The 13,370-nt window shown below is 52.9% G+C and carries 12 protein-coding genes; 4 read left to right on the forward strand and 8 right to left on the reverse strand.

Annotation, left to right across the window (positions count from 1 at the left end; genetic code table 11):
• Positions 1–96 precede the first annotated feature (96 nt).
• The 4 genes from DCX48_12950 to ibpA all read right to left on the reverse strand — a co-directional run bounded on the left by DCX48_12950 (position 97) and on the right by ibpA (position 4,878).
• The gene (locus DCX48_12950; GenBank protein ID QXE15346.1) at positions 97–1,509 is read right to left on the reverse strand and encodes an anion permease; all 1,413 of its coding nucleotides are present in this window, start codon (positions 1,507–1,509) and stop codon (positions 97–99) included.
• Positions 1,510–2,034: 525 nt separating this feature from the next.
• Positions 2,035–3,693, reverse strand: coding sequence for a putative transporter (locus DCX48_12955; protein QXE15347.1), 1,659 nt, complete (start codon positions 3,691–3,693; stop codon positions 2,035–2,037).
• A 190-nt stretch (positions 3,694–3,883) separates the two neighbouring features.
• Positions 3,884–4,336, reverse strand: coding sequence for a heat shock chaperone IbpB (gene ibpB / locus DCX48_12960; GenBank protein QXE15348.1), 453 nt, complete (start codon positions 4,334–4,336; stop codon positions 3,884–3,886).
• A 128-nt stretch (positions 4,337–4,464) separates the two neighbouring features.
• A complete protein-coding gene (gene ibpA / locus DCX48_12965) occupies positions 4,465–4,878 on the reverse strand; it encodes a heat shock chaperone IbpA (protein QXE15349.1) in 414 nt (137 codons plus the stop codon).
• Positions 4,879–5,266: 388 nt separating this feature from the next.
• Here ibpA and DCX48_12970 point away from each other — a divergent pair, with 388 nt between their 5' ends.
• Positions 5,267–5,659: a YceK/YidQ family lipoprotein gene (locus DCX48_12970; protein QXE15350.1), complete on the forward strand. Its 393-nt coding sequence runs from the start codon at positions 5,267–5,269 to the stop codon at positions 5,657–5,659.
• 46 nt (positions 5,660–5,705) lie between these two features.
• Here DCX48_12970 and DCX48_12975 read toward each other — a convergent pair whose 3' ends face one another.
• A complete protein-coding gene (locus DCX48_12975) occupies positions 5,706–6,824 on the reverse strand; it encodes a DUF3748 domain-containing protein (GenBank protein ID QXE17235.1) in 1,119 nt (372 codons plus the stop codon).
• Positions 6,825–7,227: 403 nt separating this feature from the next.
• Between DCX48_12975 and DCX48_12980 the strand changes: the two genes are divergently transcribed.
• The gene (locus DCX48_12980; protein ID QXE15351.1) at positions 7,228–7,485 is read left to right on the forward strand and encodes a DUF1471 domain-containing protein; all 258 of its coding nucleotides are present in this window, start codon (positions 7,228–7,230) and stop codon (positions 7,483–7,485) included.
• 179 nt (positions 7,486–7,664) lie between these two features.
• On the opposite strand, the gene DCX48_12985 is transcribed toward DCX48_12980, so the two are convergent.
• From DCX48_12985 to DCX48_12995, 3 genes are read right to left on the reverse strand one after another with little or no spacing between them, the layout of a single operon-like run.
• Positions 7,665–9,062 (reverse strand): glycoside hydrolase family 1 protein, encoded by a 1,398-nt coding sequence (locus DCX48_12985; protein QXE15352.1) that lies wholly within the window; start codon positions 9,060–9,062, stop codon positions 7,665–7,667.
• A 25-nt stretch (positions 9,063–9,087) separates the two neighbouring features.
• Complete coding sequence (locus DCX48_12990; protein ID QXE15353.1) at positions 9,088–10,410, reverse strand: PTS cellobiose transporter subunit IIC; 1,323 nt, start codon at positions 10,408–10,410, stop codon at positions 9,088–9,090.
• Positions 10,407–10,730: a PTS sugar transporter subunit IIB gene (locus DCX48_12995; protein QXE15354.1), complete on the reverse strand. Its 324-nt coding sequence runs from the start codon at positions 10,728–10,730 to the stop codon at positions 10,407–10,409. Before DCX48_12995 ends, DCX48_12990 begins: the two co-directional genes overlap by 4 nt.
• Positions 10,731–11,143: 413 nt before the next feature.
• Here DCX48_12995 and DCX48_13000 point away from each other — a divergent pair, with 413 nt between their 5' ends.
• Positions 11,144–12,166 carry a sulfonate ABC transporter substrate-binding protein gene (locus DCX48_13000; GenBank protein QXE15355.1) on the forward strand — a complete coding sequence of 341 codons (1,023 nt, stop codon included), beginning with the start codon at positions 11,144–11,146 and terminating at the stop codon, positions 12,164–12,166.
• Between the two features lie 58 nt (positions 12,167–12,224).
• On the forward strand, positions 12,225–13,367 hold the full coding sequence (gene ssuD, locus DCX48_13005) for an FMNH2-dependent alkanesulfonate monooxygenase (GenBank protein ID QXE15356.1): 1,143 nt from the start codon (positions 12,225–12,227) through the stop codon (positions 13,365–13,367).
• Positions 13,368–13,370: the final 3 nt, after the last annotated feature.

Here is a 13,370-nt window from a genome sequence, read left to right on the forward strand (position 1 = left end):
CATACGCCCCGTCACAGGGACAGGGCGTAGGCTTGAAGAAAGGAAATCGGGCTTACATGTTTTTCGCATCATGAAAGCCAGCGGTTAGCCCACGTTTTACCAGAAACCGAGCAGTTTCCACCACATGCCACCAACACCCAGCCAGATAGGGATGATGACCAGACTGACCAAGAAGCCGATCTTCCACCAGGTTCCCAACGGTACGTAGCCTGTGCCGAACAAAATGGGTGCCGGGCCACTGGAGTAGTGAGTGGTGGACATAAACAGGTTACTGAAGATACCGAACACCAGTACGGTCAGCATCGGCGGTGCGCCGGCTGCCAGTGCGATAGAGACGAAAATCGCGTACATGGCGCTGATATGTGCAATCGCACTCGCCATCAGATAGTGGCTGTAGTAGTAAACCAGCAGCAGCAGACCCAACATCGGCAGCCAGTGCATCCCGCTGACCGCATTACCAGCCAACCCGCCCAGCCAGGCAATCAGACCCATTTTGTTGAGCTGGCCCGCCAGCGTCATCAGTACAGCAAACCACACCACGGTGTGCCAAGCTTCCTTCTCACTGACCACGTCGTCCCAGGTCAGCGCACGGCTGAGCAACAGCACGCTCAGACCCGCCAGCGCGGTCAAGGTCGCGTCGATATTCAGCGTAGAGCCCAATACCCAGAACGTCACCAGCCCCAGGAACACGCCCAGAACGACCCACTCATTGCGGGTCATTTTGCCCATCTCACGCAATCTTTCGACGGCGATCGCACGCATTTCTGAGGTTTTCTTCAGTTCAGGCGGATAGAAGCGGTAGATCAGGTAAGGAATCAGCGCCAGAGACAGGAAGCCCGGTAGCAGTGTCGCCAACGCCCAGTCCGTCCAGCTGATATGAATACCAAACTGAGAAGCCAGCTTCGCCACCATCGGGTTACCGGCCATGGAGGTCATGAACATCGCGGAGGTCACGGCGTTACACTGGAAAATGGACTGAACCAGAAACGCACCAATGCGACGCTGCGTGCCTTTTTCCGGCGTGGAGTCGTAGGCTTCGGCAATCGACCGGAACAGCGGAGTGATGATCCCGCCGCAGCGTGCAGACGTGGAAGGCATCGCCGGAGCGAACATCAGGTCGGTAAACACCAGACCATACGCCAGACCGAGAGAGCTATTCCCCAACTTGCTGATGAACAGCAGGCCAATACGTCTACCAAAGCCGGTTTTGATAAAGCCGCGAGAGATAAAGAAGGCACAGGCGATCATCCAAATAGTAGGATCGCTAAAACCCGCCAACACATCTTTAATGGATAATAACCCTAATATGGCAACCGTGGTCAGGCTGAACATCGCCATCGCGCCAAGCGGGTAAGGAGAGAGAATCAGACCGACAACCGTGGCAATAAAAATCGCCATCAGGTGCCAAGCATCGGGTTTAACGCCATCAGGAACCGGTAATAACCATAAGCCACCGGCAATACAAAGGATAACTAGAAGCTTTATCAACCTGCTGTTATTCGCAGACATAGAAACACCACTCTTCATTAAAACGGAATTCTGTATTCACGACGGATGTCCGAGCGAAGGAGTGGGTATTTCGTTATTCTTCCTTCGTCACCCTGCTGATACAACGCAACAGGAATCATCTGCGGAAAAAAAGACGAGAAAACAAGGGTTCAGGGTGCTTCTCTCGTCTGATCAATCAAGTGCTTAATGAAGAGATAGTATTATAATGCGCCTGCAAAATAGCGTTACTTTAGTTACTAAAGTGGTTTATTAATTTATTTAAGAAACTATCGTGGTTTTAATTTCCCGATAAAAAATCCTTATAATTCAATAATAATTGACATTTAGTGAACATAAAATTAACGAATTTAACGACAAATCAATGATAGAAAAACCATATACCCAATAGGGATAATATAACTCTTTCCCAGACAGTGAGTTATCTATTCCTTATTTATTCACTCAGGTATTTTTTTATTCAAAAATAAAAAAACAAATAACCATTATTCGGCGAAAAAATATTATTTTTTATCCAGCTGATAACATTTAGAGGGTCAGGAACAACACAGCTAAAAGCTGCGGAGACATAATTCGCAAAAACATCGCCAGCGGATAAACCGTCGCATAAGACAACGCCGCCGCACCGCTGGTCGGGTGTAGCCCATTGGCAAACGCCAACGCGGGTGGATCGGTCATGGAACCCGCCAGCATGCCGCAGAGCGTCAGGTAATTCATCTTGCCTAACGTGCGCGCCAGTATGCCGACAGCCAGCAGCGGCACAATGGTAATCAGCGCACCATAGCCAATCCACCACACCCCATCGCCGTTCAATAACGTATCAACGAAATCACCACCGGATTTCAGCCCCACCACCGATAAGAACAGCACGATGCCAAGCTCACGCAACGCCAGATTCGCACTGGGCGGCATAAACCAATGAAGTTTCCCGATACTGCCGATGCGCCCCAGCACCAACGCCACCACCAGCGGCCCACCTGCCAGCCCGAGCCGCAGCGCCACCGGAAACCCAGGAACCATCAGCGGCACAGAGCCCAGCAGTACGCCCAGCCCAATGCCGATAAAGACGGGCAGCATCTGTACCTGCTGGAGCTTCTGCTGCGCATTCCCCACGATATCCGCGACGGCATCGATCGCCGTTTTCCGTCCGACCAGATTCAGAATATCGCCAAATTGTAGGCTGGCCTGATTGCTGGCGACCAGCTCGACACCTGCACGGTTCAGGCGCGAAATCACGACATCATAATTTTGCTTCAGGTTAAGCTCGCGAATCTTGCGTCCCAGCACTTTCTCATTCGTCACCACCACACGTTCAACATGCAGATCGGTGCCCCGCGTCGAGAGCGACGTCTCAACTTCATTACCGATGACCAGACGCGCCTGCTCCAGATCGTTTTTCGCACCAACCAAATGCAGATAATCACCCAGTTGGATCAGCGTATGCGGCGACGGCACCATCAGTTCATCGCCGCGTTTCAGACGGGAGCAAACGATCGTGTCACGGTTCAGAATCGGCACGTCCTGAATCGCCAGCCCTTGCAGATTGGTATTCGTTACCGACACATTCATCGTGAGCAGCTGTTCATGGTGCTGACCGTTGCTGGTCTCAAACTGCTTTGCCTCGTTATCCACCGCGACACGAAACAGGACGCGCATCAGCCACATCACCAGCAAAATGCCGCAGATCCCCAGTGGATACGCCATCGCGTATCCCGTCCCCATTTGGTTCACTAAGGTTGTACTCGAACCCAGATCGGTCAGAATCTGCTGACCCGCGCCAAGCGAAGGCGTGTTAGTCACCGCACCGGAAAAAATACCGAGAATAATAGGCAGAGGAATATTGAGCAGTTTGTGCAGCATGACGGTCACCACACTGCCGAGAAATACCGTCAACAAGGCGAACGCATTGAGGCGCAGGCCAGATACACGCAGAGAGGAAAAGAAGCCCGGCCCAACCTGAATGCCAATGGTGTAGACAAACAGGATCAACCCGAACTCCTGAATGACGTGCAACATGTCATCATTCAGTTGGATCTGGTACTGATGGGCAACATGCCCGACGATGATCCCACCGAACAGGACCCCGCCAATCCCTAAACCGACGCCATAAATCCGCCAGTTGCCGATCCATAACCCCAGAACGGCAACCAGCGCCAGCATACTCACGGTAAGTGCGATATCACTCATACCCGTATCCTTTGCGGACGTTTTTATTGGGAAATGCCAATGACGCTATACTCTATGACGAGTATATTTTGATTCTGGCAGAATGCTGGGGAGAGAAACGTGGCGGGCAACACAAAACCGCACCCGTAACGATACGGGCGCGGCTAACGCTTAGTTTACTAACGCGCAGGTTAATGACGTGAATGTCGCGTTATGACGCATCTTCAGCAGACTGCTGGTTCAATGCCGGGCGGCCACCGCCGATGGCGATGCGCTGCGGCTGCAAGGCTTCCGGTACATCACGCACCAGATCGATGTGCAACAGGCCATTTTCAAAATGGGCATCGGACACATGCAGGTGCTCGGCCAGCGTAAAGCTCAGCGTGAAGGGTTTAAATACTAGCCCCTGATGCAGATATTCCACGGCTTTCTCGGACGGTGCCGGGCTACCTTTTACGGTCAGGCGCGGGCCTTCTACTTCGATATCCAGATCGCTTTGCCGGAAACCTGCTAGCGCGAGCGTAATGCGGTAGTGGTTGTCGTCTTTCTTCTCGATATTATACGGAGGAAAATCAATCGGTTCCTGGCTGCCCTGCATTGAGCTAGCTAATTTGTCAAAACCGATCCACTGACGCAGTAAAGGTGATAAATCGTAGTTACGCATAATATGACTCCTTCTAAGAAGCGAGAGTAATGTGCCCCTGTGGGCATAGTTTATTCCAGCCACGGTTCAATGGCTGGAGTCGTCCCCATTCGGCAGACGAAGTGTTCATTCATGGACTTAATGTTGATTTACTTGATTTCAATCCGACGCGGCTTCATCGCTTCCGGCACGATGCGTTCGAGATCGATATACAGCAGCCCGTTTTCCAGATTGGCGCCTTTTACCTGAATATGTTCGGCCAGCTGGAATTTACGCTCGAAATTGCGCTCGGCAATGCCCTGATACAGGTAGTTGCGGGCAACCTGCTCACCAGCGTGGGCACCTTTTACAATCAATAAGTTGTCGTGCGCGGTGATGTCCAGCTCCTGCTCGGCGAAACCAGCGACGGCAATCGCGATGCGGTATTGGTTCTCGTCAACCAGTTCGACGTTGTAGGGTGGATAGCCGCCGTTACTCTGGGTCTGACCGGTTTCTAATAGATTGAACAGGCGATCAAAACCAATAGCGGAACGATACAGTGGGGAAAAATCGGGGTTACGCATAAAACAGCCTCCTAAACATGCAGCGAGGATTTATTCTTTGCCTTCCTACAAGGACAGGCTCACAGCCGGGACAGATACCCTGACGGCGTATCGTTTTCCTCCGGCTTGTAATCAATATGGTGACCCCTCTCAGACTTTCAAGAGGCAAAAAAGAAAAATCACTATGTTTCATGCAATATTCACTCACACCGTGGGTGTTATCACATACACTCAAGATAGGCAGTTTTTGGTTAGTGCCGATCGTTTAAGCATCGAGATACACGGGGCGACCACAGGGGTGAGGCGTCCCTGCGGGAACCTCCCCCTATGTTTCCCCTAACAACGGACTTAAGTGACCAGTATTAGGCTTCGACCCGCTCTGACAGCAGGTTCTTAACGGACAGGTAATATGACCTTACTGAAAAGTGCATTGTTCTCTTTCATTATTACCGGTAGCGGCGCGGCAGCAACCAGCGGTTGCTCCAGCGTCATGACGCATACAGGAAGCGATCAGGGGTACTATTCCGGCACTCGCGCCAGTGTGGGTATGTTGGGTGACGACGAAACCAGCTGGGCTATGATGCCGCTGGTCGCTATCGATTTGCCGTTCTCAGCAGTTGCTGACACGTTGCTGTTGCCTTACGACTACTATCGCGCAGGCAGCGATAGGAAAAAGCTGTCGACACGCGAACGCATTTTACACAGCGAAGAACAAAACCAGACCGCCAGTTCACAGCTCGCCACTATGCCTAATAACAACACTATGCCTAATAACAACACCATGCCGCATAATCAGCTTTGATAGCACCGCATTCGCCGTGAACCCGCGTAAGCTCGCTACGCCGCAGTCATGATGACAAGCAGGCCACGACAAAAAGCTGATTAAAACCGTCAATCTCCCGCATATACGCAATGTGTTTCCCATCAGGGGAAAAGACCACGGCATCCGCACTGGGTGCGCTGTCCGTTCGCGCCGACAGTCGAACAAGTTCACCGCTTTTCGCATCACACAGCATAATGCTGTTGTCGCACACAAATGCCAGAGAACCGCCATCCGGATGCCAGTTAAAGGCAGACTGTATGCCGTGTTCCGTACGCGTTACCTGTCTTGGCTCACCGCCATTCGGAGAAATCGTCCACAGTTGCACCACACCTATCTCATCACGCATCAAAAACGCAATCTCGCTGCCATCGGGCGAAGCACGTAGCCAATGGCGCGGCTGATTGACCAATCCAGGATAACGACGCTGATGCGTAAAGGTTAACCGCCGCTGCTGCACACGCGCTGGCGGCGCAGGCATGGACGTTGCCGTGCCCGCTAATGGCGCATCACCCTCTTTGGCGTAATCTTCCAGCGCATCCGGCAAATCAACGATAAAGATCTCGGGGATGGTTGTTCCGTCCGCCGCACGCGTGTCGCCGATAAACGCCAGCGCCCAGCGCTGCCTCGAACCGTCCTGTCGGATATAGCCCGTGGTTCCCACCCAACCTTCTTCATAGGCGCGATTGATTTCATCACTGTCGGGCTGCGGCTGCGGCGTCGTTCTGCTGACCAGCACACAATAGTGGCTACCGTCATATTCACGCAGGTGGTGTTTCTCAACGGCAACGCCCTGTAGCGGGACGGCCACACCCACATTGCGCAAGTTTAATGCCGGATCGCGCTCATGCAGCACATGGTCGTTATAGGTAAAGCTCAGGCGACTCGCATCCGGGCTGAAGACGTGGACATGCGTACCGCCGCGCAGCGCACCAGCCTGATAAGGCGGCGTAATAGAGAAGGCATCGAGCGTGATCGCCTCATCGCGCTGGCGGTCTGCCACTATCGTTCCACGGCGATGGTGAAAATCATACCGCCACTCGCTGTCTGGATTTTCAGGCCCGTGAATAAAGACATAGCGCAGCGGTTCCTGCGGGCTACAGGTCACCACACCCACATGCGCACCCGCCGTCGCCCGATAAATCACCTCGGTTTTCAGGTTTTTCAGGTCTATGCGCTCAATGGTCAGCCCTGTGAATGAAGATCCATAGGGTCTTATGTCATAAACCAGCCAGTTTCCATCACATGACCAGCAATTAATATTGGTAAGTTGATGACCTATAGCATTAAACGTTAGTTGAACTTCAACAGACAATACATCACCCCAGTTATTCATTATCAGTCAATAGTTTGTAAATCAATTTCAGTTTTTTGTATAACTTATTGTTTTTAATTTAAAAAAAACAAACAACATCGATATATATCATTCAAAAAAATAGAAAGACTATCTCAATAACATCCGTTTTTTAATTCATTAGCATCGGCGTAACATTCTTCATATCGAAAGGGCAGCCCCCTTTCACCTATCAAATCAAAAAGGATAAGACATCATGAAAAACGTAAAAACCATCGCCGCTGCTGTTGTTCTCGCTACCATGACTTTCGGTGCTTCTGCTGCTGAATATGTATCTCCTTCACAGGCACAGAATCTGGAAAAAGCGGGCGTCGTTACCGCTACCGCTCAAGACCTGAGCTCACTGCAATCTCAGCTCGCAGCGAAAGCAGAAAAAGCAGGCGCTAAAGCTTATACCATCACGTCTGCGACCGGTAACGATCAGCTGCGTGGCTCTGCAGTAATCTTCAACTAAGCGTTGTTGACCCCGATAGCTACCCTAGTCCGATAGCCATCATAGATAGACCAGTAAGACATCACGTATTACCCTCTTTCCGGCTTGCCTCCTCATCAGGGCAAGCCGGTTTTTTTATGACGGGCCGTCGCAAGCGACGTTGAAAAACGTTCCCTACGTTTTTTTATGCGTGCTTTTGGCTAAAAGCCATTCTCGGCCGCCACGGTCGCAAACCATTCCCCGCTTTTCTTCACCGTGCGCGTCTGCGTCGCCAAATCCAGCTGCACAAAACCATAGCGATTCTTGTAGGCATTCGACCACGACCAGTTATCGATAAACGTCCACATATGGTAGCCGAGACAGTTGCTACCTTCCGCAATGCCTTTGTGTACATGCTTAAGGTGTTCGCGGACAAAATCGATGCGGTAATCATCCTGAATCTGGCCGTTGGCATCGAAACGCTGTTCGTTCTCTACACCCATGCCGTTTTCCGAAATAAAGCAGCGCGGATTGCCGTAATTCACCCGCAGGTTAGTCAGAATGTCATAGATGCCCGGTTCGTAAATTTCCCAACCGCGATACGGATTCATTTTCCGTCCCGGCATCTCATAGCTGGAAAAGAACCATTCAGGCATAAACAGACTATCGGGATTGACCAGACTGTCGCGGCACTGAATACGGCGCGGCTGGTAATAGTTAATGCCCAGCAGATCGACAACACCATCAGCCAGCAGCGCACGATCGTCAGGCTGACAGTTCGGTAGCTGGCCATATCGATGCAGCAGATCGACCAGTTCCTGCGGATATTCCCCCTTCAGGGCAGGATCGAGGAAACTGCGGTTAAACATCAGGTCGGCGATGTTGGCAGCGTTGACATCGGCTGGGTGTTGGGAGCGCGGATAGGAAGGCGTCAGGTTGAGGATGATGCCAATTTCCCCGCCCTGAGACTGTTCACGATAGGCTTTCACCGCCAGCGCGTGCGCCAGCATCGTGTGGTACGCCACCGTCGCGGCTCGTTTGAAATCCACCACGTTCGGGTAGTGGAAATCATACAGATACCCGCCTTCCACCGGCACCACCGGCTCATTGAACGTAAACCAATGTTTTACCCTGTCGCCAAACAGGCGGAAGCAGGTCGCCGCATAACCCGCGTAAGCCGCCACCACCGCCCGATTTTCCCAACCGCCTAGCCGTTGCATCACCATCGGCATATCAAAATGGAACAGATTGATAAACGGCGTGATGCCCTGCGCCAGCATTTCATCAATGATCTGATTATAAAATGCGACCGCCTGCGGATTAGGTTCACCGACGCCATCGGGAATCAGCCGCGCCCAAGAGATCGACGTTCGGAACGTGTTGTGATTCAGCGTTTTTAGCAGCGCGATATCTTCACGCCAGTGCTGATAAAACGTAGAGGTGTCCGCTGGCCCAACCTGCTGATGAAAGCGGCCAGGCTGCGTGGCAAACCACTCATCCCACACGGTAGCGCTTTTACCATAGCTAAGGCTTTCGCCTTCCGTTTGCGGTGCCGAGCTGGCGCTACCCCACCAAAAATTCGCTGGAAAGCGAAAATCGTTCTGAAGATGATCGTGCATACGTTCCTCTCTGCTTCACTCGTGTTTATGCGCTGGCGCTGGCTTCGCCCGCTGCCTGCTGTTGTTTCTCCTGCTCCTGTTTCAGCAACGTGCGCTCGTAGACTTTCAGGAACGGGTAGTACATCGCGGCCGACATCACCATGCACAGCAGACACATGATCACCGGGCTGAAAGCCCAGTTCGCCGCCCATGATGCACCAATCGGCGCAGGCGTCGTCCACGGCGTCAGGGAAACCACCTGCGCGATCCAGCCGAGTTTCGTCGCCGTATAGGCAATAACGGCATTGACCATCGGCACGCAAATAAACGGCAGGAACAGCAGTGGATTCATGATGATCGGGGCACCGAACAGAATCGGCTCGTTGATGTTGAAAAAGCTCGGCACGACGCCCATGCGGCCAATCGTCCGCAAATGAACCGCGCGACTACGCAGCAACAAGAAGGCCAGCGGCAGCGTGGAACCGACCCCACCGATCAGCAGGTAGTGATCCCAGAAGCCCTGCAAATAAATATGCGGCAGCGGCGCGCCTGCCGAGAGTGCGGCCTGATTCAGCGCCAGATTGGTCATCCAGAACGGATTCATAATTCCGGTGACGATCAGCGCACCGTGAATCCCAGCAAACCACAGAATCTGGCAGATAAATACCGAAATCAGGATCGCGGGCAGCGAATCCGATGCAGAAATCAGCGGTGCCAGCAGGTGCATGATGGCTTCCGGGATAATCATGCCGGTCGCGGACTGGATGAACAGGTTAAACGGGTGCAATGTCGCGACGATCACCAACACCGGGATAAGAATCTCAAACGAACGCGCTACGCCAGTCGGCACTTCTTTCGGCAAACGAATCGTGATGTTGCGTTTCTTCAGCCAGGCATACACTTCACCTGCATAAATTGCAGTCAGAATTGCGGTGAAAATTCCCTCACCGGAGAAGTACTGCGTGGAAATCTGCTTATCGTGATAAGGCGCAGCCACCAGCAAAAACGCCATCAGCGCCAGCAGTCCGGTCATGATCGGATCCAGTTTGTAATGCTTACCCAAGCTGGCACCAATCCCCACGGAGATAAAGAAGGTCATGACCCCCATACTGAGGTAGTACGGCAGCATCAGCTGTTCACGGTAGGCAACGGAGAAATCGAGCCACGCGCGGGCAAACCCCAACGTGGTATCCGGCGAGAACGGTGGGAAGATGAACACCAGCATAAATGAACCGATGATCATAAAAGGCAGCGCGGCGATGAAGCCATCACGAATCGCGATGATGTGGCGCTGTTGCCCTACCACACCTGCCAACGGGGTAATTTTTTGCTCGATGATATCGACCATCGACTGATAGAGACCACTCATAGCGGTTGTCCTGATTTTTCGATCAGTGAAAATGCAAAATCCAGCACGTTGTCACCGCGCTGCATACCGTAATCCATCATGTCTATCGCTGCCACGGGCACACCTTTTCCCTCAGCTTTCTCCTTGAATGATGCCAGCATATATTTCACCTGCGGCCCCAGCAGCACAACGTCATACTTCCCGACTTGTTCGTCAAATTCATGGGCGGCATAGGCGGCAATCTCAACGTCCAGACCACGTGCGCTGGCCACTTCCTTCATCTTTCTCACTAAAAGGCTGGTAGACATCCCAGCGGAACAACAAAGCATGATCCTTTTCATTTTCAACACCCCGTCGTACGTCATGAATAAAAAGCGTCGTGAATAAACACGTCCATTGGAAACATGTTCATGGAAACACCATCATTGGAAACATCATCATTGGAAACAAAACGGAAACCGTTTTCCATGAAAAAAATCCAGATATGAGAATAGGTTCACGAAATGGTAGACATTGACGGAAACAATGTGAGGTAGGTCATGTAAAACGTATTTCAGAGGTGAATGACGGGTAAAACGCACTATCGCCGCGCTTATTACGCTAAGTGTACTGATTTCAGGCATTTCTTCTTTTTGGCTATAAAAGCGACAAATTGAGATTTAAAAAGCCTTGCGCGCCCCTGCTATGTTTATCACCTGATGTTGAATTTTCTCGCTGCATTTTAATTTTTCGTTATAAGGGAGAGATCATAAACATGCCATTAATGATGAAACGATCGGTCAAGGAAGGACGTGGGAAACGCACGCCGTTATGGAGGAACGTGACGGCACAGCTACGCCGAATCCCGACGATTCTGGCTGCCAGCGCGGTGCTGTTCATGTCCACCGCTTACGCGCAGGACAGCGTACCCACGCAGCTTCGCGTCGGTTATCAGAAAGGCTCGGTCAGTCTGGTGCTGGCAAAATCACACCAACTGCTGGAAAAGCAGTTCCCCAATACCAAAATCAGCTGGATTGAATTCCCCGCCGGCCCGCAGATGCTGGAAGCGCTGAATGTTGGCAGCATCGATCTGGGCGGCACTGGCGATATCCCCCCTATTTTTGCTCAGGCCGCTGGAGCCGATCTGTTGTATGTCGGCGTGGAGCCACCTAAACCGCAGGCCGAAGTGATTCTGGTACGAGAAGACAGCCCGGTGAAAACCGTCGCCGACCTGAAAGGTCGCAAAGTCGCCTTCCAGAAAGGCTCCAGCGCGCACAACACGCTGCTGCGAGCGCTGCAACGCGACGGGCTGACATTCACCGATATCAAACCGACCTACCTAACCCCCGCTGACGCCCGCGCGGCATTCCAGCAAGGCAACGTCGATGCATGGGCTATCTGGGATCCCTACTATTCCGCCGCGTTGCTGGAAGGCGGCGTCCGCGTGCTGGTCGATAGCAGCGGGCTGGAGAAAACCGGTTCCTTCTATCTGGCGGGTCGCCCCTACGTCGAAGCGCACGGCACCTTTATTCGTCAGGTACTGGATGAACTGACCAAAGCCGATGCCTTAACGATCAGCGACCGGGCGCAAAGCGTCACGCTGTTGGCAAACGCGGTAGGACTGCCAGAAAAAGTGATTGAAACGGCACTCGACCATCGCCCGCCGACCACCATAGAACCGCTGGATGCAGCAACAATCAAGGCACAGCAATCCACAGCCGACCTGTTTTATGAAAACCGTCTGGTGCCGGTGAAGGTCAATATCGCGGAGCGCGTCTGGCATCCCCAAACGCCTTAACCCGCTAACCACACACATTTTGTTTACCCCAAACAAGACTGTTCAAGGAGTTAATACCATGAGTCTTAACGTATTCTGGTTTCTGCCCACCCACGGAGACGGTCGCTATCTTGGTAGCACCGAGGGCGCACGTCATGTTGACTACAGCTATCTACAACAGGTGGCGCAAGCCGCCGAACGACAAGGATTTGGCGGCGTGCTGCTGCCGACTGGCCGCTCCTGCGAAGATTCCTGGCTGGTCGCGGCATCGCTGATTCCGGTGACGCAGCGGCTAAAATTTCTCGTTGCCCTGCGCCCCGGTGTGATTTCCCCCACTATCGCCGCGCGTCAGGCCGCCACGCTGGACAGGCTGTCTAACGGTCGGGCCCTGTTCAATCTGGTGACCGGCGGTGACCCGGAAGAGCTGGCCGCCGAAGGGCTGTTCCTCAGCCATGAAGAACGCTACGAAGCCTCAGCGGAATTCACCCATATCTGGCGCAGGCTGCTGGAAGGCGAAACTGTCGATTTCGCGGGTAAACACATTCAGGTAAAAGACGCCAAACTGCTTTACCCGCCCGTGCAGCAGCCGCGTCCGCCGCTCTATTTTGGCGGTTCCTCTGAGGCAGCGCAGGATCTGGCGGCAGAACAGGTCGATCTCTACCTGACATGGGGTGAACCACCTGAGCAGGTTAAAGAAAAGCTGGCGGAAGTCCGCGCTAAAGCAGCAGCACAGGGGCGTGAGGTTCGCTTCGGTATTCGCCTGCACGTCATCGTGCGGGAAACGACCGAAGAGGCCTGGCAGGCTGCCGATCGGCTGATTTCCCATCTGGATGAAAAAACTATCGCCGATGCACAGGCGGCGTTGGCGCGTTTCGATTCTGTCGGACAACAGCGCATGGCCGCTCTGCACGGCGGCAAAAAGGACAATCTGGAGATTAGCCCGAACCTATGGGCAGGCATCGGTCTGGTACGCGGCGGTGCAGGTACAGCGCTAGTTGGCGATGGCCCGACGGTTGCAGAACGCATTCAGGAATACGCCGACCTCGGGATTGATACCTTTATCCTGTCTGGCTATCCGCATCTGGAAGAGGCATACCGCGTGGGTGAACTGCTGTTCCCGCACCTCGATCTGGCGCAACAGCCCACGCCGCTGCATGCCGTGAGCAATGCGGGTGAAGTGGTGGCAAACCGCTATGTGCCGCGCAAAGTCTCGCAAAGCTGAGGA

It is taken from the genome of Pectobacterium atrosepticum, from assembly GCA_019056595.1.
In the GTDB taxonomy this organism is placed as follows: domain Bacteria; phylum Pseudomonadota; class Gammaproteobacteria; order Enterobacterales; family Enterobacteriaceae; genus Pectobacterium; species Pectobacterium atrosepticum.